The 20,261-nt window shown below is 45.6% G+C and carries 18 protein-coding genes; 6 read left to right on the forward strand and 12 right to left on the reverse strand.

All coding sequences use genetic code 11. From position 1 onward, the window contains the following. Nucleotides 1-37: 37 nt before the first annotated feature. Together EDI28_RS07015 and EDI28_RS07020 are read right to left on the reverse strand one after the other, a co-directional pair. A complete protein-coding gene (locus EDI28_RS07015) occupies nt 38-1,351 on the reverse strand; it encodes an ATP-binding protein (RefSeq protein WP_128783143.1) in 1,314 nt (437 codons plus the stop codon). 9 nt (nt 1,352-1,360) lie between these two features. Further along, entirely contained in the window at nt 1,361-2,092 is a 732-nt protein-coding gene (locus tag EDI28_RS07020) for a response regulator (RefSeq protein ID WP_128783144.1), read from the reverse strand. Between the two features lie 245 nt (nt 2,093-2,337). Here EDI28_RS07020 and EDI28_RS07025 point away from each other — a divergent pair, with 245 nt between their 5' ends. Further along, on the forward strand, nt 2,338-2,832 hold the full coding sequence (locus EDI28_RS07025) for a hypothetical protein (protein ID WP_128783145.1): 495 nt from the start codon (nt 2,338-2,340) through the stop codon (nt 2,830-2,832). Nucleotides 2,833-3,194: 362 nt separating this feature from the next. Beyond that, entirely contained in the window at nt 3,195-4,430 is a 1,236-nt protein-coding gene (locus tag EDI28_RS07030) for a RidA family protein (RefSeq protein ID WP_128783146.1), read from the forward strand. Nucleotides 4,431-4,839: 409 nt separating this feature from the next. On the opposite strand, the gene EDI28_RS07035 is transcribed toward EDI28_RS07030, so the two are convergent. Then, complete coding sequence (locus tag EDI28_RS07035) at nt 4,840-5,532, reverse strand: DUF4336 domain-containing protein (RefSeq protein ID WP_128783147.1); 693 nt, start codon at nt 5,530-5,532, stop codon at nt 4,840-4,842. A gap of 174 nt (nt 5,533-5,706) precedes the next feature. Further along, entirely contained in the window at nt 5,707-6,123 is a 417-nt protein-coding gene (locus tag EDI28_RS07040; protein ID WP_128783148.1) for a VOC family protein, read from the reverse strand. Nucleotides 6,124-6,473: 350 nt separating this feature from the next. Between EDI28_RS07040 and dcuC the strand changes: the two genes are divergently transcribed. Then, complete coding sequence (gene dcuC / locus EDI28_RS07045) at nt 6,474-7,868, forward strand: C4-dicarboxylate transporter DcuC (protein WP_164918491.1); 1,395 nt, start codon at nt 6,474-6,476, stop codon at nt 7,866-7,868. Between the two features lie 145 nt (nt 7,869-8,013). Here dcuC and EDI28_RS07050 read toward each other — a convergent pair whose 3' ends face one another. Continuing rightward, nucleotides 8,014-8,301, reverse strand: a complete 288-nt coding sequence (locus tag EDI28_RS07050; protein ID WP_128783150.1) for a Bor family protein — start codon at nt 8,299-8,301, stop codon at nt 8,014-8,016. Between the two features lie 403 nt (nt 8,302-8,704). Between EDI28_RS07050 and EDI28_RS07055 the strand changes: the two genes are divergently transcribed. Continuing rightward, nucleotides 8,705-10,333 (forward strand): endonuclease, encoded by a 1,629-nt coding sequence (locus tag EDI28_RS07055; RefSeq protein WP_128783151.1) that lies wholly within the window; start codon nt 8,705-8,707, stop codon nt 10,331-10,333. A 231-nt stretch (nt 10,334-10,564) separates the two neighbouring features. On the opposite strand, the gene EDI28_RS07065 is transcribed toward EDI28_RS07055, so the two are convergent. The 4 genes from EDI28_RS07065 to EDI28_RS07080 form a co-directional block, all read right to left on the reverse strand. Next, nucleotides 10,565-10,981 (reverse strand): PaaI family thioesterase, encoded by a 417-nt coding sequence (locus tag EDI28_RS07065; protein WP_128783152.1) that lies wholly within the window; start codon nt 10,979-10,981, stop codon nt 10,565-10,567. Between the two features lie 21 nt (nt 10,982-11,002). Continuing rightward, complete coding sequence (locus tag EDI28_RS07070; RefSeq protein WP_128783153.1) at nt 11,003-11,575, reverse strand: NifB/NifX family molybdenum-iron cluster-binding protein; 573 nt, start codon at nt 11,573-11,575, stop codon at nt 11,003-11,005. Between the two features lie 231 nt (nt 11,576-11,806). Further along, on the reverse strand, nt 11,807-12,274 hold the full coding sequence (locus EDI28_RS07075) for a DM13 domain-containing protein (protein ID WP_199287392.1): 468 nt from the start codon (nt 12,272-12,274) through the stop codon (nt 11,807-11,809). 82 nt (nt 12,275-12,356) lie between these two features. After that, nucleotides 12,357-13,250, reverse strand: coding sequence for a LysR family transcriptional regulator (locus EDI28_RS07080; RefSeq protein ID WP_128783531.1), 894 nt, complete (start codon nt 13,248-13,250; stop codon nt 12,357-12,359). Between the two features lie 297 nt (nt 13,251-13,547). Between EDI28_RS07080 and tyrS the strand changes: the two genes are divergently transcribed. Continuing rightward, the gene (tyrS, locus tag EDI28_RS07085) at nt 13,548-14,741 is read left to right on the forward strand and encodes a tyrosine--tRNA ligase (RefSeq protein ID WP_128783155.1); all 1,194 of its coding nucleotides are present in this window, start codon (nt 13,548-13,550) and stop codon (nt 14,739-14,741) included. A 61-nt stretch (nt 14,742-14,802) separates the two neighbouring features. Here the strand turns inward: tyrS and EDI28_RS07090 are convergent, their stop codons facing one another. Next, nucleotides 14,803-15,816, reverse strand: coding sequence for a manganese-dependent inorganic pyrophosphatase (locus EDI28_RS07090; protein WP_128783156.1), 1,014 nt, complete (start codon nt 15,814-15,816; stop codon nt 14,803-14,805). Between the two features lie 317 nt (nt 15,817-16,133). Between EDI28_RS07090 and rihA the strand changes: the two genes are divergently transcribed. Beyond that, nucleotides 16,134-17,069, forward strand: coding sequence for a pyrimidine-specific ribonucleoside hydrolase RihA (gene rihA, locus EDI28_RS07095; RefSeq protein ID WP_128783157.1), 936 nt, complete (start codon nt 16,134-16,136; stop codon nt 17,067-17,069). Nucleotides 17,070-17,274: 205 nt separating this feature from the next. Here the strand turns inward: rihA and EDI28_RS07100 are convergent, their stop codons facing one another. Both EDI28_RS07100 and EDI28_RS07105 read right to left on the reverse strand, forming a co-directional pair. Further along, the gene (locus tag EDI28_RS07100; RefSeq protein WP_128783158.1) at nt 17,275-18,411 is read right to left on the reverse strand and encodes an ABC transporter substrate-binding protein; all 1,137 of its coding nucleotides are present in this window, start codon (nt 18,409-18,411) and stop codon (nt 17,275-17,277) included. Between the two features lie 10 nt (nt 18,412-18,421). Next, nucleotides 18,422-20,209: an adenylate/guanylate cyclase domain-containing protein gene (locus EDI28_RS07105; protein WP_128783159.1), complete on the reverse strand. Its 1,788-nt coding sequence runs from the start codon at nt 20,207-20,209 to the stop codon at nt 18,422-18,424. Nucleotides 20,210-20,261 lie beyond the last annotated feature (52 nt).

Below are 20,261 nucleotides of genomic sequence, written 5' to 3' on the forward strand. Positions count from 1 at the left end.
ACGATGTCAATTTTATCGCCCTTCACTAAGCTTGGTACTAAAGTGAGCCTGCTGAACTTTCGTCGGTGGCAAGCGCCTGCGGCACAATCAGCGTAAACCGCGCACCGCCAGATTCGCTCGAGCCAATTTCTATCCTGCCCTGATGGCGAGCCATTATTTGTGCCACAATAGCCAAACCAAGACCGTGCCCTCCAGACTCGCGGTCCCTTGCGGTGCCGACTCGGTAAAACGGTTCTAAAATTCGCTCTCTCTCAGTATCGGGGATCCCGATGCCGTCATCGTCTACTTGAATGTGCAACTCATGATCACTGCGGAATACACTGACATCAATGCCTTGTTCGGCATAGCGGGATGCATTTCGGACAATATTCGACACAGCACGTGTCAACTGGTACACATCGACACTTGCTCGCTCTTCGTGTTGATAATTGACCGTAATCGGAATATCCGTTTCTTTCTGGCAGTTTGTCACCAACTTGTCGAGCCACTCACTCATATAAGGCGAGGTAAGATTCAGTGGAATTACCGCTCGATCCATCTTGGCAAAGTAAAGCAGCTCTTCAATCATTAGCTCTAACTCGGCCATATCATCATGAATGCCAACAGCATAATTCAACTGATCTGGTGTTAACCCCAAATCTTCCAGCATTTCAAGCTGGCACTGCACCCGAAACACCGGCGTACGCAATTCATGGGCAACGGCATTGGTAAGCTGTTTATGGCTAGTAATCAATGCAGAGATCTTATCTGCCATCTGGTTAAAGCTGCTGTTTAAGCTTCCCAGCCGATCGCCGGGTTTTTCCGAAGCCCTAACAGCAAAATCCCCTTCGGCAAAGGCCAGTGTTGTTTGCTCCAGAACACGAAACCGACGAGATAATATCTTCAACATCAACGCGCTGTAGATAGCAAACGTGGTATAGAAGAATACCCACAATAATGTATCGTCGAAATCGATCTGTTCCCATATTGGCTTTGATAGATCAGGGGCAATGCTGTAAATCTGGCGTCCGTCACCGTAAACAACAAAGTAGCTATACATATCATCGCAATAAATACGTCTTTGCTTCAAACTATCGATAATCTCAGCCGAGAGTTCCGGGCTTTCCCACGAATATGCAACAATACTTAACTGATTTTCTTCCGCATACTGAACGAACCACTCATCGGCACGATGTTGGCCCAGATCATGAGCAACCTTATCCAGAATGCTTATTACGCTATGCACTTGGTTAATCTCAACAATTTCTACGTAATCAGGTGTCAGTTCCTCGGTGACATAGATATAACTAACAATACTCAGAAAAAAGAGCACCGCAACGCCAATAAAAAACTCACAGTACAACCGTTTCATCAGTCGCACCTACCAACGATCAGGAACAAAAAGATATCCTTTACCGCGTACCGTGATTATTTTCCGCGGCAATGCCGGATTGTCATTGAGCTTTTTACGCAGCGACACGATTTTATTATCGATGGTGCGATCAAGGCCGTCATATTCTATCCCCCGGGTACTCTTGACCAGAAAGTCACGCGACAGTACCTCATCAGGGCGGCAAGCCAATAACCACAAAAGATCGAACTCGCTATCAGTCAGACAGATCTCTTCGTTATCGAGCGAACATGACTTTCGTCGGCAATTAAGACTCAAACTGCCATGGTTGCGTTCTGTTGCTCCATCACCGGACAAGCTCTCATCCAACAAAGCAGGTTCAGAATCTACCGTATGCTCCTCATCCCCGCGGCGTAGAAGCATACGGATTCTGGCTAGCAAGACTCTGGGTTTGATGGGTTTGTTGACGAAGTCATCGGCACCTATTTCCAGGCCGGCAACATGGTCGATATCATCATCGCTCGCAGTTAGCATCAAGATCTTGCTGCTTACCATCGGCCTGACGTTTCTACAAATCGTCAGCCCGTCAACACCGGGTAACATTAAATCAAGTACAACGAGATCAGGTTGATGTTGAATAATCGTATCAGTGGCCAAGTTTCCGTCGGAGACGGTCACAACGTCAAATTGCTGCTGTCTGAAATAGTGCGCCAGCAACTCACATAACTTGAGGTCATCCTCGACTAGTACGATCTTTGTCATCTCATCCCATCCATCAAATTAAACAGCGTTCAAAACCGTATGACGCGCATTACATAATGAAATGACAACTTTATCAAGCAATAGTGTCAATATCCGTTGCAAATGATTTATTCCGTTACATCACGCTCGCAAATCAATTAAATCCCCTAGTGAAATCTGTGCCGGTCCGCACTTTGACTATATGGCTGTTTCTTCCTTTAATTGAAGTAGCCATATCCCGAGGCTGACATCAACAACATATCAGCATGGAACATGTATATACTGACCAACATACAAACCTGCACCCGATCGTTCTAGTAGTATTGACGGGGGCCTTGCTCGCTCCACTTTCAATGTCGGCCGACAATACTCTGCTCGAACCATTACAAGGTTGCTGGCAGGGGAGGGCCATCAAAACACCTCGCGGGCCTTTGCCCTACTCTATCTGCTTTGAACTACAAAATGACAATACACTCTATGGTGTTGCAGACTTGAATGTTTCTCACCATCACTGGCGTTTCTATTTAGAGGAGGATATGAATCAGCTGAGCTTTATCTCAACCTTTGCCGGCAATGAAACTCCGCTTTATCTGTCAACGAGCCAAGTTGGTTCCGATCATCTCACTTTTAGCACGGTGGATGGTCAATACCTACAAGTTCAGGTGCAACAGCAAAAGGAGGGATACCGCTTCACGATCAAGGTTAAAGGAAAGGAACTCAGTGAGACACATCAGGGAATTTATGCATTTATAACGACATAAATGATGCACCAATGATGCCTGTTCTTGAGTTTGAATGAACTTATTGTGATCAACTTATCAAAATTGGATTAAATTCATCGGATAGAGCATTTAAATCACTGAGATTATATTCACAATTGACGAATCATTCGTGACAAAAAATGACATAAAAGCCAGATTAACCGCATAATCGTGGATAATTAATCGAATAATGACTATTAATTCTATTAATAGGCAATTGCTAGTGAAATGATATTTTGAAGTGCCTCACATTTACCCTAAATAATTTAACTTACCATTGCGCCACTATAAATATTCTTTCAAATACGATCTATTAAAGATAAATACGTATTTCTGTACTCTATTAAAAGGATAAATGTCTAATGAGCGACGATATCATTAAGTTTTCAAGAAACACTGAAAATGCACCAAAAAGTTCTGTATCTACACAAACTGTAGCTTTTTCTCATTATAATAATATTTCAGCTCAATTACCTATAGATCCTAAAACTGGTGAGATTGTAGTTGGTTCTGTAAAAGACCAAGCTAAACAATGTTTAGAAAATATTAAAGCAATTGTAGAAAGTATCGACCACGTGATGGACGATGTTGTTAAGCTAAATATCTTTGTTAAAAACATTTCAGATATTGAAGCTATCGACGAAGTTTATACAACCTTCTTCCAAAGTGCTCTTCCTACACGTACGTGTGTAGCAGTTGCAGCTCTACCTATGAGTGATGCTTTGGTTCAAATTGATGCACTTATTTCAAACGGTGAAGGTACAACGCCACAAGCGCCTTGTGATCTAATTAAAGTTTCAAGAAATACAGAAAATGCACCAAAAGGTCTATACTCACAAACTGTAGCTTTCTCTCATTACAATAACCTAGCATCTCAATTACCTGTTGATCCAAAAACAGGTGAAGTAGTAGATGGTGGTGTTAAAGAGCAGACTGAACAGTGCTTGAACAACATTAAAACAATTTTAGAAAGTATCGACCACGTGATGGGCGATATTGTTAAAACAACTATTTTCCTTAAAGATATCTCGGATGCTGAAGTTGTAAACGAAGTTTGTGCAAAATTCTTCCCAAGCTATGTTCCTGCACGCACAGTTGTTAGCGCTGCAGCTCTACCTATGGGTGCGTTGGTACAAATTGATACAGCAGTATCACATGGCGATGGTACACCACCACAACTTCCTGAAGATACTCGTTTACTTGTTATCGAAGCAAGCAATACGGAAAATGCACCAAAAGCACCGTATTCACACACTGTAGCTTTCTCTCACTACAACCATGTTTCTGGTCAATTACCTCTAGATCCAAAAACAAATGAACTAGTTGCTGGTGATGTAAAAGCGCAGGCTGAGCAATGCTTGAACAATATTAAGGCAATTATTGAAAGTGTTGACCATGTAATGGACGATACAGTTAAAATCAATATCCAACTTACAAATATCGATGATATTGATGCTGTGAATGAAGTTTACACTACTTTCTTTAAAGGCGATCTTCCTGCAAGAACAGTAGTTGGTGTTTCAGCTATCCCTATGGGTGCTTTAGTACAAATTGATGCTGTTGTTTCTAACTGTGAAGGTACACCTCCACAGGCATAATAGGCATTTGAAAGCAGCTAAGTAATTTTGAAATTGCTATAGCTGCTTTCAGTTTTCAACTGATTGGGCAGGTTTTTATTATTTGATAGTTTAAACAACGATCAAATGATAAAATCCTGCCCTTATTTTTTGCCCATCATGATTAGTGGCAATAATGCTATTACCGATATATATTTCAAACTAAAATTAATTTCTTTTATATTTTACGCCTAAATAAAAACGTTAATTTATATCGTCAAAATTAAATTTATTACTTCAAAGCTCTAATACAACTTCATTTACTATGATAATTGGTGGGACATAAAAATAATTAATGACCTTAAGAGAAGGGATAAAATAAACTGATACAGAGGAATTCTAGCCAAGCCCAAAGGGCTTGACTATCAGATAAGGGAAATAAAAGGTACTTTTACTTAAGGAAACGCACACAAAGATCAGTAAAAACTGACTTTGCATTTTCCTCAATAATATCACCGTGAGTCACGATGATCCGCTTAAAATCCCAGCTCTGGACGTGACGAATAAATTCAGTGAACTTCGGCTTGTCTTTGATCATAAAGCCTATTTTAAGCGGCGGAGCAATACAGGTGCCCTTAAACCCAATAGGCTGGAATACATATTTGGTCATGATACCGGCAAACCCTGTCGGTACATGATCAGGATAATTCTGGATCAAATCAGTGACAATCAGTGACTGGGTCTTTTTATGAAAAAAAACGGTTTCATTAAACATCGGAACCGCAGGCATAAATTCCCACGACAGATCTTCTTCCCAGACGTTTTCAAAACCATCACGCAATATATGGTAATTGGACAGTGGCACTTTTCTCGGAATACCGGCACTAACATAAGCTTCGGCCTCGGGATAAGCCTCGCACCAGTCCTGCAGCCAAGTGTTATGAGCGTTGCTGGCCGCAACGATATGCTTCACTTCACCGATCTGATCGATCTCCTGCTTCAACTCCGGAGACAGCGCGGTGACTGAATGCACCCACAACGAACCATTAGCAAGCTTCACTACTGTCATTCGTAACCTGAGCTTGGTGCCAGCTAATTTCATTGAATCATCATGTACCCAAAGATCGTCTCCGACTTTTTGCATTCTTGGCCTCATTAGCTATCTGAATCTATTCAATTATATTGCCAGACCACTCACATTTCGCACCCTGTCGCGATCACAGAACACTACTGAAATCAGACTGAAACCATGATCATTCTCTCAGGCTTAAGATATCTATACCCAGCCACCACCATCAAGTACTGACCAATAGTCAACTTAACGCCCAGCCATTGGATGGCTCGGGTCAAGCTCAAGCAAATCCCATAGGTTGCCATACAAATCTTCGAACACTGCTACCGTGCCGTAGTCCTGCTTTTTAGCTTCACGCACGAAGTTGATGCCTTCGGCTTTCATTCTGTTGTAATCTCGCCAGAAATCATCGGTACTAAGAAAGAGAAACACCCTACCGCCACTTTGGTTACCAATAAACGCTTCCTGCTCAGTTTTCGAGGCTTTTGCCAGCAAAATGGCTGCACCATTGGAGCCCGGCGGAGAAACCACGACCCAGCGCTTGTCTTGCTCTGGCTGGTAGGTATCTTCTATCAGTTCAAATTTTAGCTTTTGGGTATAAAAATCGATGGCCTCGTCATAATCTTTTACAACCAGGGCAATGTGAATTAGAGACTGCTTCACACACTTCACTCCTCTTGATGCGGCATATCTTGCGGTTGGCTAGAGGGTATATCATATCCAAGCTTTTTCAGCGAAAAAATCGCCCCCCATTACCAACTCCCCCAACAGTCAAAACACCATAAATACTCAGGAAGTATCTTTTGTGTCTTCACATTGCCCTTAAATAGAAAGCAGCCATTCTCTCATGACCTAAAGCCCCGAAATTTTAAGTGTGACCCTAAGCAGGGAAATATAATTCCCCCTCCGAGTTAAACAACACTTATATGCAACTAATGACACAGATCAAAAATAAGATGCAGGCTCTGTTATATACCGACCACTCACAACTTAACACTGCTTATGAGGAATTAATGAGCATCTTTATCTCCATAATAGTGGTATCCATAGTCGGATTCGCCATTCTAAAAAAGTATAACGCAATTGCCACCCTGTTCTTGGGTGCCGCAGTATTGATGGCGGTTTGCGCCATTATGGGTTTGCCGGTTATTCCAGAGGCAAAATCAAGTGGTAGCGCTTGGCTGGATATCTTTGAAGCAATGAACATTATGTTCAACAACCGCTTTGGTGGTATGGGGCTGATCTTATTTTCATTGCTGGCATATGCCCGCTACATGACCTACATCGGCGCTAATGACATTGTCATCAACAATGCACTTAGGCTACTTGGCGGGATCAATAAGCCCTACCTATTACTTGCCGTCACTTTCCTTATCGGTAGCTTTATCTCTTTGGCAGGGTTCGGTGCTACCAGCCTCGCCGTACTCCTTATGTCGACACTATTCCCGGTATTGAATGCCCTAGGTCTGCCTGCGATATCAATTGCCGCCGCAATCGCGACCACAGCAACAATCAGCTTCTCGCCGCTTGCTGTCGATTCGGTGATTGCAGCAGAAAATGTGGGTATGTCTGTCGAAATCTACACCCTCAAATATCAAATTCCTCTGGCTATTCCAAGTATGCTGGCTATGGCGGCCGCCCATTACTTTTGGCAGCAGTACATGGACAAGAAACAGGGCTTGCTACAGCAAAGTAACAGCAAGAAAGTCGATCTCAAAAACGTCGATGTCCGTACCGCCGAGGTAGAAGGCAAGGCTCCAGGTTTCTACGGCTGGCTGCCTATGCTGCCGATTATTGTACTTATCGTAACCAGTGGCGAGCTAGGGCTGGTTGAAGGCGTCACAATGAATATCGGCACCATTGCCATCCTCTGCTTGTTTACCGCAATGGCCCTAGAAGCCATCCGTCACCGCAGCGGTCGCTCGGCCATGGAAGGCATGAGTGCGATTGTTAAAGGCATGGAAGATGCGCTGCCGGTGGTATTGATCTTGGTCGGTGCCGGTGTTTTTGCCCAAGGCCTGAAGGCCATCGGTGCCATTACTATGCTCATTGAAACAGCCTCCCAAGTCGGATTCGGGGCAACCGCTATGATGTTGGCACTCGTCGGCTTAACCGGCGCTGTTGCGTTTTTAACCGGTTCAGGCAATGCGGCATTCTATGCATTCGTCGAGCTGATCCCCAAAATTGCCGATGGCATGGGCATCAACGGTGTGTACTTAGTGATGCCAATGCAGCAGGCTTCGAATGCCTGCCGGGCTATGTCGCCAGTTGCCGGGGTTATTGTGGCGTCTTCGGGCATGGCAAAGGTATCGCCATTTGATCTGATCAAGCGAACAATTCCGCCTATTACCTTCGGATTGGCCGTGAACATTATCCTGAGTATTATCTTCTTACCAATGGCGTTATAACTACCATCAAAAAAGCCTGATACCCGTTGTATGGGGTATCAGGCTTTTATACTGGACAGGTCAATCTTGATAAACACCCTCTTGCCGAAGTAACCTGAAGAGGCACACTAACCAGAGCCCAGTACGTCTGTTATTGCTAACTTGCTTATGCCTTACAATATACTCTCGCATCTCGAGGTGTATAAATTCCAAATGTAACAGTCCTCAGGACACCATTTAAGAAAGTCTCTTGAACCTCAACTCTTGATACATTTTCAATTCCACCACAAACTTCAGCGGCATTGATTTCCTTTTCCTGAGCCAGTCCATTGATAAAGAAGTGCTGAGAATTTTCTTCTTTAATCTCACCGTTACTATCAGACATCACAAATGATTGTTGAGCACATCCACTCATAAGCAAAGCCAAACATGCCGCAAAAATTACTTTTTTCATATTCACCAAACTGATTTAAATAGCAAAAAAAGTATTAGAACAAATAACGATTATAAAAACGATGTTTTCAATTTACCTACCCCAGCCACACACTTGTATAATGAGAGAATCCCACATTAAATCATTTTATTTTTTCATTTAAAATCAACAAATAACCATCGCCCTACCTAATTTGTATCCCTCTGTATGACATTGTATCTTTGTGGTTATAGAATCGATAACGAGCTTACTAGATAATTCCCCCCTCAACGGGCAAACTAATATAATAAAATAATGTGATAGACCGCTAATATATTCATGAAACCCATAAATACATAATTCAAATTTGTGATACTCACCCACTCTTAACAGTTGATTAACCTTTATCCTTTATTGACTTTTACGTCAATAAACAGAAGGTTACATGTTAAATAGAATATTTACCCTAAGTGCCGTGGCCCTGCTCTCCTCAAATAGTGCTTTTGCTCAAATTGAGAACGGCGACTTCGAAAAATGGAATGGCAATACGCCTGAAAACTGGAGTGTCATTGACTCCGGTATCGCTGTTTCCCCTTCATCGACACAGGTTAAAGCCGGTGGACTTGCGGCTGAAATAACCGTAAATACGGGATCACAAAGCAATACTGACTTTTTGCAGACCGTCAGTGTTGAACAAGGTAAAACCTATCATTTCGCCGTGTCCCTCTACCATACTGAAGGCAAAGTAAAAGCACGCCTACTTGTCGATGGTTATCATGATTACTCCAACAACTTGCAAACCAATCAATGGCAAGACATTCGCTACTCTTACACCGCGACGGCCAGTAAAGACATTCAGGTAGGCTTACGCTTCTATGATGTGGCGGGCTTTGACGGTTCCGAAGTGGTCTATGTCGACAACTTCCAGCCAACAGAGGCAGGCTCTACACCACCTATCAGCAGCTGCGGCGATACAACAACAACGTTAACTCTAGTGACGGATCAATATGCCTCTGAGACAAGCTGGGTACTCAACAACAGTAGTGGTAATACCCTTTTTTCAGGCTCTGGCTACGACAATTCAACCACTAACACCAAGGAAATGTGCCTGACCGATGGAGATTATACCTTTGTAATCAGTGATTCTTATGGTGACGGTATCTGCTGCGGTACTGGAAACGGCTCATTTACCCTTGGGGCCAATGGCAAAACATTCGCCTCTGGCGGCGAGTTTCAGTCAAGTCAATCGTTCAACTTCACTATCGGCAACTCCGGCACCACACCGCCGACCGAGCCGCCAGTGGTTGGCGAATACTATAAGTCAGCAGAAGGTAAATCTGGCTTCGTGCTGAAAACAGCCCTCTACAACATCATTACTAATCACAACAGCCAGGGATATAGCGCTATTTGGGATCTGGCAAAAGTTGCCGATCTGGACAGCTACTACGAGAAAGATGGTTCTATCTTGGATATGTATTCTGAAAAACCATCTTCTGGTGATAGCACCAGCTTTACCAAAGTAACCAACCAGTGTGGACAGTACCGTAAAGAAGGCGATTGCTATAACAGAGAGCACTCTTTTCCGAAAAGCTGGTTTGGCGGCAAAGTAGAGCCAATGAACTCAGACGGCCACCATATTTTTGCTACCGACGGCTACGTTAACTCCAAGCGTAGCAATTGGCCATTTGGTGAAGTTGGCACAACTTCGTATACCTCCAGCAACGGCTCCAAACTGGGTTCCGCCAAATCTGGGCTCGGTTACTCTGGCACGGTTTTCGAACCGTTGGATGAGTTCAAGGGTGATTTCGCCCGCGCTTACTTTTATATGGCTACACGATATGAAAATGCGATCGCAACTTGGGAGGGGAATTCAATCAACTCTAATGCGGTGCTTGATGGTACAAACACCTCTGTATTTGAACCATGGATGCTTAGCATGCTAAAGCGCTGGCACAAAAATGATCCGGTAAGCCAAAAAGAAATCGACCGTAATCAGGCTGTGTTCAATTTCCAGGGCAACAGAAACCCATTTATTGATCACCCTGAATTTGTTGACGCTATCTGGAGCAACTAGTTCTACTCTCCCCCGAGGTTTCGGCCTTGGGGGACTGGGCATCGTTTGTCTATACCCTCGCGGGACTTTGAGGAGCGACCGGAACAGCCATCGCTGATGGCGCAGAACATTGTAACCAAAGAACGCTGGGGCAAAATAATGAGGGCGGCAGGGTTTAATGAGGAGGAAATGCAAAACTGGCATAAGCAATTAGAATTGGGCTTTTAGGAAAAGCCCATAACCTTCACTCTTTCATTTCTTTGGCTCAATGAATTTGGCTGATGCACGTGCCAATACTTGTTGTTCTTGGGTAATTAACGCCTCCAGTTGATAAATACCTCTTCTATGCCCGACAAGGTGCGCAGTTAGCATGACTTGCTGTTCTGTACGGACAGGGGCAATAAACCGAACTGTCAGCTCTGCAGTCAAAGCCTGAATACCGTGAGTAAACAAGCAGTGGGTCATCGCCGCATCTAGAAGAGTGCTGGCCATCCCTCCGTGTAACAGCCCATCATACCCCTGATGGCGTGACGTCACCTGGAACGGAGCCGTTACATTCCCTTCGCTATCTTGGCTAAATGCCAATAGCAATGTATCAGGGTTATTTTCAACCGTCCCACAAACCATACAGCTGTTATGAGCTTGCTTAGTAAAATGATAAGAAGTCATCGGAATAACCACTGTCGTCAATTAATGGGAGCTTTTGTGGCAACAGCGTCGACCCTTCGATTCTCCGTGCCCACCACGTCCGTGGCCCTTGCCACAACCGTTGCCGTGTCCCTTGTCATTACCGTGACGATGGCCACATCCGTCGCCGTGCCCCTTGTCATTACCGTGACGATGGCCACATCCGTCGCCGTGCCCCTTGTCATGGCTATGGCATCGACGCTGACCATGACGACAACCGTCATGGTTGGGTGAAGGGCGCCCCTGTTCAGGATCAGTCAGAGAAACCAAGCCCACAGCCTCTGAATTAACAAGCTCAACCGCACTACGGCGACCGGAATCAGTTTGAACAACCGCTAACTGATGTGAAAGCAGCTTTCCTAACATCTGTTGGCCTATATTGCGCACAACAATGCGCTTAGCCTGTTGTTCGAGCAACAGCTTCAATAACTCTTTTTTACCGGCATAATGGGCACCTTGGACTGGATTAGGATACCGGCTAATTTCTACCCCTTGTTCGTTAATAAACAGAAAATGCTCTGCCTTAGAAAAATGATTGGCGATGTGATTTTCATTCATCGGAATTGCCGTGATCATAATGTATTACTCCTTTTTATTGTCACTTTGGATTGTAAGAGCCTTGTCATCAGGCTCTTTTAATTGGCATATGCCATTTATACGCCTAGTTTCTGGCATATGCCAGAAACTTTTATATGACAATTGAGGCAAATCAAAGATTGGGAGATCTTTCTCATACCTAAGGTGGTTGTTAAGAAGGAGTACCAGGACATCACCGCCTGACAACAGGCTTATATCTCCGTGATCAACCTACTGATACTGAGCCGCCGTAATAAACTGGCCAAACGTCTCGCACCAAATAATCACGGTCGTATATTGGGCGGGATCAATAGCAGAATCCAAGGGCACCATGAACCTCGAGAAAGTTTTAATTTCACCCACTTTGATCATGCTGGATTTCAATCGATTAAAATCGGCTTCTGTTTCGACAAACTGCGGCGACAAATACAGTTTGTAGTCAGGCCCAGGTGCCAGCTCACCCTGAAATGAAACCACATCAGAGCTAATAGAAACTTGCCCCTCGCCCCAGTGAAGAAAATCACTATCGGCAAGATCACGGCGGAACTCACCGCTAAACCGGGCATTTTGTACAACCTGCTGAACCTCGCCCGAAGAAGGGTTATCAGGTGCAATTAAAATAGGTAATGCGTAAATCCCGGCGGCGAAGCCAAAGGCCAGCATCAATAAATGGCTTAGCAATAGTCCAATTGCTTTAATCATAACGGTTGCATCCCTACATGGTAAGTTTCACATTAATATAGCAAATCATAAGTATAACAATGAGACAACCAGTCTTTGGTTACCGCTTTTCTCTATGCCCGAATACCATCCTTAATACCTCGACAATGGCTTCTCTGACGGGACCACTTTGATGCCGGCGGGTCGTCACCAAGTCGATAGTATTCATCCAACCATTAGGCTCATACTCAATATTCAACGCCTGTAACGTACCGGTATCAAGAGACATAGCGGCCAACTGTTTAGGTACAATCGTCCAACCAACGCCTTGTTCGGCTAAAGCCAGCAAAATCTGATGGGAGCTGGCATACCATACTTGGGAGCTAATGGCATAACTGAACCATAACTCTTTACCACTCGAGGAACGCTGCACCAACTGCCGGTAATTGCGCAAATCAGTATCTTTGACACTCGGCAGATCCGCCAAGGGATGAGAGGGCGATGATACGGTGATAAAGTGGTTATAGCCGAGCGTTACAAAATCAATATCATCTTGCATGCTACCGTCCGCATATACTACACCAATATGCGCCTTGCCCTGACTTACCATCTGCTTGATATCAAACGTCGAGGCCGCCGTGATATCGATATTGGTCATAGGGAAATGTTCCGCCAACTCACCCAGTTTTCCAAGCAAATCCGGACCAACCAAGCTTTCCTCTATAGCCAGAACCAGCTCATGTTCATACCTTGCCTCTAGGGCCGCGACCTTCTGATCAAAATGTAACTGCTGATGTAAAATCGACTTGGCGATAGGCAGTAACGCTTTTCCCTCGGAGGTCAAAACCGGTGTATTTCCGCTCCGGTCAAACAATGGCTGATTAAGAGTAATTTCCAAATTCGATACTGACTGGCTCACCCCTGACTGCGCGCGTTTCAGCTTACGTGCCGCCGCAGAAAAAGAACCGTATTCACAGACCGATACAAATATCTTTAACTGCTCAAAGCTATACATCACGAACCCACTCGCTTTCATTATTTAGCTCAAGGCTATCACAGTTTGTGATAGCTGCTAACTTTCACCTATTTTCATCGTCTTTAAGATGAGAATTAAAAATACGCTATTGATATTAGCCAATCAGCACAAGATTCACTCCAATAGCAACCAACCTTCTTGTCGGAAAGAAGGATAGCTATTTTGCAATCCATCGAGATACATATCAGGTAATACGATAATAAAAATACCATCCCTGCAATATCAAGCGTCATACCATGCTAACTCACAGTAAGCTAAGCCACATAAGGAAAATTCATGCCTTCACTGCAACAAGTGCTCGAGATCATAAAACGCGGCACCAATAGCATCATTCCCGAAGCAGAACTTGTCAGCAAACTCGCTCTAAATCGACCGCTACGGGTTAAATTGGGTGCCGATCCAACAGCTCCGGATATCCACCTTGGCCATACGGTGATCCTCACCAAGCTACGCCAGTTTCAGGATCTGGGACATCATATTACTTTTCTGATCGGCGACTTTACCGGCCGTATCGGTGATCCTTCAGGCAAGAATACCACCCGGCCACCACTGACTACCGAACAGGTTCTGTCCAATGCCGACACCTACCAACAACAGGTATTTAAGATCCTCGATCCTAAGAAAACGACCATTGAATTCAATTCACGCTGGCTGTCTCAGCTAGGTGCCGAAGGCATGTTGAAGTTAGCCGCCAGCCAAACCGTCGCCCGAATGCTGGAACGTGAAGACTTCAAGCAACGCTTTGCAGATCATCGAACCATAGGGATCCACGAATTTATCTACCCATTGCTACAAGCCCATGACTCTGTCGAGCTAGACGCCGATATCGAACTTGGCGGGACCGACCAGACTTTCAACCTGCTGATGGGACGCGAGCTGCAAAAGCACCACGGTATGCAACCTCAGGTAGTAATATTAATGCCGTTGTTGATTGGCCTTGACGGAGTAAAAAAGATGTCTAAATCGGCCAACAACTATATTGGTGTCACAGAGTCACCCGACAGCATGTACGGCAAACTGATGTCGATCTCCGACACGCTAATGTGGAACTACTTTGAGCTGTTATCTTTTAAATCAATGATAGAAATAGACCAGCTAAAAGCTGATATCGAAACAGGAAGGAACCCGAAAGAAGTTAAGGTTCTGCTGGCAAAAGAGATCGTTGCCCGTTTCCATACCGAACAAGACGCCAATCTTGCCGAACAGGCATTTGAGCAACAGTTTAAGCACAATGTCATTCCCGATGATCTGATAACCATCGAGCTCAATCATGGCCTGGCTATCGCCAATGTTCTCAAGGAGGCTGGGCTGGTGACTTCTACCTCCGAGGCAATGCGCTTGATTCGCCAAGGGGCCGCAAAAATCGATGGTCAGAAAATCACTGATACCCATATCGTACCGGCACAAGGAACTGCGGTTTATCAAGTAGGAAAACGCCGCTTTGCACGGATATACCTAGAGAGCAAATAAAAGTAATAAGCAACAATGGCCGCGGTGTAATCTGCGGCCATTGTGATTTCAATAAGTACCGTTACTTCTTACCTTCTATAGCACCTTGTATTGCGGGACCAATCTGGCGCTTACGGGATGTCACGCCGTCCAACACCAACCAGCCTTGCTTCGGTTGACCAGTGAAGGCTTGCGCCGCTATAGCCGCGTCAATATCGTCAATCCATAATAGATTGGCGCGCTTGTTCTTGGTGTCTATCACCGCAAAGAACAAGTGATCCAGTTTCTGGCTTTCTTTATACGTTATCATCGCGGCAACAAACTCATTGCGACGATCAAGCAACTGCTGGGCTGTCAAAGTTTCAGCTACACCGATACCGACTTTCTTCCCCCCGTAAGAGAAGTTTTTATAATCCATGGTCAAGATCTCAGCAGCGCTGACGTGGCTAAGATCCGACTTAGCCTCCAACATTTTCTGGCCAAAGGCTGTCAGATCCGCGATACCGGCTTCCTTCGCCAACTCTTTTGCATAGTAACGATCATACTCAGTGGTGGTCGAAGACTGGAATACCACCGTATCAGACAGGATCCCGGCCAGAGTAGTACAGGCTAAATGAGCCGGTAAATCGACATCCAAGCTCTCGGCACGATCGGCCAGGATAGTCGCTGCTGATCCCCATGCACGGATATCAATCGGGACAACCTGAGACATATTGACAGGCGCTCCGCCAATCGCGTGGTGGTCAACTATCGCAACGATGCTGCTTTCATCAATCGTCGGATGCAACTGTGTTTTTTGGTTAAAATCAACCAGACCGACAGCCTTCTGGCTGAAGTCACTCAATTGGTTAGGTGCATTCACCTGGCAATAATCCAAAACAAATTGGCTTTCCGGATTAATGCCTTCCGGAACAACAGCGGTACCACCGTATATATGGGCAGCAATTAATGCCGATGTAACGGAGTCGGTATCCGGACTAAGATGCCCGGTCCACACAAGGTTATCCGTGTTATTGTGTTTCGGTGCATTTAGCTCAAATGCAGCAGCGCTCGTACTCGCCAATGACAGCAGCAAAAGAAGGTGACTCGATTTCATGATTTTACCTATGATTATCAGATAATTAGACCGAGAAAGATATTCTACATTCATGACGGTACAGTGACAGCAGTTTGACTTTATCTTGCTGAATCTATTGTGAATATTTTAAAAGACTCGCAAAAAAGAATGTCAGATAACAGACGTTGCATCATCAACCGAAAAATGCCGCCCAAAGTATTGGTGGAATAACAAAACCCATTGTCTGTCATATTATTGATTTCGACTTGCAACCTTGTTTCTCCGTTTCATCGCCCGACTCACACTTTTCCCCACCTCAACAAGGTACATTCTTTTAAAAACAATGGAGTACCCTCATGAGCCGTCCAATAATTATTGACTGCGATCCTGGTCACGATGATGCTATCGCCCTTATCCTTGCCTGTGCCTCACCTTCCCTTGATATCAAGGCAGTCACAACCAGTGCCGGCAATCAGACCCCGGACAAAACCCTCAACAATGCCCTGCGCATCCTGACCTTGCTCGGTCGCAGCGATATACCGGTCGCAGGCGGCGCGTTAAAACCACTGGCCCGCGAGCTCATTATTGCAGACAACGTTCATGGGGAAACTGGGCTTGACGGCCCAGCTCTGCCCGATCCAGGCTTTAAGCCGCAAACAGAACATGCCGTTGAACTGATGGCGCGTGTCCTTGAAGAAAGCGACAAGCCAGTAACACTGGTACCGACAGGGCCGCTTACCAACATTGCCCTGCTGCTGGCCACCCACCGCGAGCTGACCGATAAAATAGAACGCATTGTATTGATGGGCGGTGGTGCAGAAACCGGTAACTGGTCACCTGCAGCTGAATTTAATATCTATGTTGATCCGCAGGCCGCCGATGTAGTGTTCCGTTCCGGTATTCCGATCACCATGTGCGGGCTGGATGTTACCCACCGAGCCCAGATCATGGATGAAGATATCGAACAAATTCGCGCTATCGGCAACCCGGTCTCCGATGTCGTCGCCGGCTTGCTCGATTTCTTTATGATCTACCACCGTGATCCCAAATGGGGACTGGAAGGTGCTCCACTCCATGATCCGTGCACCATTGCCTGGCTACTCGCTCCGGAATTATTCACAATACAAGAATGCTGGGTCGGCATTGAAACCCAAGGTGAATATACCAAAGGTATGACAGTCGTCGATCGCTACCAGCTCTCCGGAAAACCAGCCAATGCAACCGTACTGTTTGATGTCTACCGTCAGGGGTTTGTCGATTTGCTGGCAAAGAGCCTGCGGTATTTCGATTAAATAAATAACGCTAACCTGACATTAACAAGGGAGATAATTAATCTCCCTTGTTATTGAATATTAACGGCTACTAGCATTACACGTTAACCCCGTGACTCTATCCCGGCAAGGATAGAGGGACTTTTTGTAATGATTAACAATGAAAGAAACAGTACTTAATCCCCAAGACGGTGATTCAGCCAACCCCCGATTAAATCATCGGCCACTACGGCGCAATCCAACGCTTAAAGACAAATTCGCCTTCTTTGACCTCAAGCAGCACCGCACTTTTCGTTGGGTCACCAGAACCCTTAAACTCGATTCGCCCGGTAACCCCTTCAAAGCCAACTAGGGCATTCAATGCATCGCGAATGCCCTTCGGATCAATACCGCCATGATGCCTTACGGCTTCAAACAATACTCCGAAGGCATCATATGTCAGCGCGGCAATATCATTCGGATCCTTGTTATAGGCCTCTCTAAAACGTGCCCTGAAGTTCAATGCTTCGCCATCCGCTTTATCAACAGCGTAATGAGTACTGAAGAAAGCGCCTTCAAGCGCATCGCGATCGACTGCCGGGATTTGAGTCCAGGTATCACTGCCAAGCAACTGAGCACTGATCCCCAGCTCTCTTGCCAGACGGGCCTGTTCAGGCACTTCATTATAATAATTAGGTAAGAACAAGACCCCGGGGTCAGTCGCCTGGATCCGATGCAACTGCTCAGTCACGTCAGGCGCATCCCGGGTATACAATTCAAAAGCCACAACCCTCCCCCCAAGAGCCCTGAAGGCGGTTCGAAATACTTCAGCCAGGTTACGATTGTACTCGCTGGAGACATCGTAAAGCACCGCCGCTTTTTGATAACCGAGATCTTGGAAGGCAAATCTTGCCATCCGTTGTCCCTGAAAAGTATCATCAAAGGCAATACGGTATACCCAGTTTTTATTTCTCGTGGTTTCCGGATTTGTCGACCAGGGGCTGAGCATAGGGAGCTGGGCGAATTCAGCATACCTTGCTGCTGGAATGGCATTTCGGCTCGCCTGCGGGCCAATAATAGCGCTGACGTTTTGCTGATTGATAAGCCGCAATGCGGCACTGATTGTTTGTTCGGCATTATCCTGATTATCTTCAATCAGCAAAGCAACGTGATAATGCTTGTTATCAATAATCAACCCACCGCGATCATTCACTTCTCGCACTGCCAGCTCGGCGGCTTCAATTGTCGCCTGTCCGACTTCCGGAATTTGTCCGCTAATCGGTGCAATTAGGCCAATTCTCAACTCTCGGCTCTGCGGTGGCTGACTATCGCAGCCCGTTATCAGCAAAGCAAAAACAATAAACAAACTGGAAGCTAACTTCATACTCCTATCCTTATTCGTTGACCGCTTCTTCCTTACGTCCTTTGAGCATATAAGTGTGCATTTCTCCTTTTCCCTTGATCACGACGATTCCTCGGTCGTCAAAAACATAGTTATTCTGCAAATGCTTGTAAGTTGCTTCGGTGATCTGAATACCGCCTTTCAGCCCTTGTGACTCCATACGGGAAGCCGTATTGACGGCATCTCCCCAAATATCATAAATAAACTTTTTGGTACCGATCACCCCGGCGACAACCGGCCCGCTATTGATCCCGATACGAATACTCAATGTCTTGCCATGCCGGCGATTAAAACTCGCAATCACCTCCAGCATATCCAGCGCCGTTTCGGCGACCACTTCAGCATGATCATCACGTGGAATAGGGATCCCAGCCCCTACCATGTAGGCATCGCCGATAGTCTTGATTTTTTCCAGTCCACGACGTTCACTCAAGCTGTCAAATCCACAAAATATCTCATTGAGCATCCCCACGACTTCTGCCGCAGGCAGACCCGCAGACATTGGCGTAAAATTAACAATATCTGCAAACAAAATGCTCACCTCGGAAAAGCTATCCGCGATAGTATCTTCACCATGCTTCAGGCGTTCGGCAATCGGTGCCGGCAGAATGTTCAGCAATAGATGCTCTGATCGTTCCTGCTCTTCGGCCAAATCATCGAGTGTTTTTTTCAACCTGCAGATCATATAGTTGAAATTTTGTGCCAATAATCCAGTTTCATCCTGAGTCAGCACTGGTGCTGTCTGGGTCAGATCTCCCGCGGTAATTTTCAGGGTCGTGTCCGTTACTGCCAAAATGGGCCGAGTGATCCGAACCGCAATCAGGTAAATACCGATACTCAACAAGCCGACAGCCAGCAAACCAACAGCCAGGATCATCACACCAAACCGGTTGGCCGGAGCCAATGCTGCCGATGCCTTCACTTCAGAAATCAAGGCCACTCCCAATTCGGGAAGCCAGCGATAGCTACCTATTACAGAAACACCGGCATAGTTATCATAAAGCCCGGCCCCATTTTCTCCCTTCAAGGCCGCTTCAATACCAAAGCTATGGACACCTCGTGGATAAGATGCCTCACCAAATCGCTCGGTAGAAATAAAACGGTTGTGAGCATCAATAAGATACGCCTCACCGCTTTCTCCCAAACCGGTCCGTCTGCTGACAATCTCAACCAGCACCGACAAGCGGATATGAGCAGCCAGCACCCCCAACAGCTCACCAGCCGGACTAAGCAGCGGCGTTGACACCGTTAGAGTCGGTGCGGCAGTCCCCGGGGTCGGATACACCTTTTGCAAAAATGTATCCTGGCGTCCTTTGATGAAATACTGATCATTGAGCCGATACTCACCCTCATCAGAGGGCTGCGTCGAGAAAAAAACCCGCCCCCCCACCTTGGTCATCATGAATATTTCAGTCAAATCAGATGCCGTCGCCAAACCATAATCAAGAAAGGTAGACAGAAACAGTACCTCAGCCAACTTAAAATAAGCCTTCTCGTATTGCTCGCTTCCTGTTTCTTCCGCGAGCAATACATCAGCAGCACTGCGCAACTCATCAAGTTCTGCAATATTTGCCACAATCGTAACTTGCTCGGAAATATAGCGATTGATTTCGAATTCTTTATGGTCAGCCGTCAAATCAAACTGAGCAATTGCCATCTCTTTTTGCGTCTCAGCCGCAAGAAAATACGTCACCGATGCCAGGGCTACCACCACCAATACTGACACCAATAAAAAATAGGCAGTCATACGGGCCTTCAGACTCTTTTGCAAAAGCCCCATTAAATCCCCCTCAAAAATAAAAACATCCCAATCAAAATCAGTATAGACGCCC

The sequence above is a fragment of the Photobacterium chitinilyticum genome (assembly GCF_004104355.1).
GTDB lineage: Bacteria > Pseudomonadota > Gammaproteobacteria > Enterobacterales > Vibrionaceae > Photobacterium > Photobacterium chitinilyticum.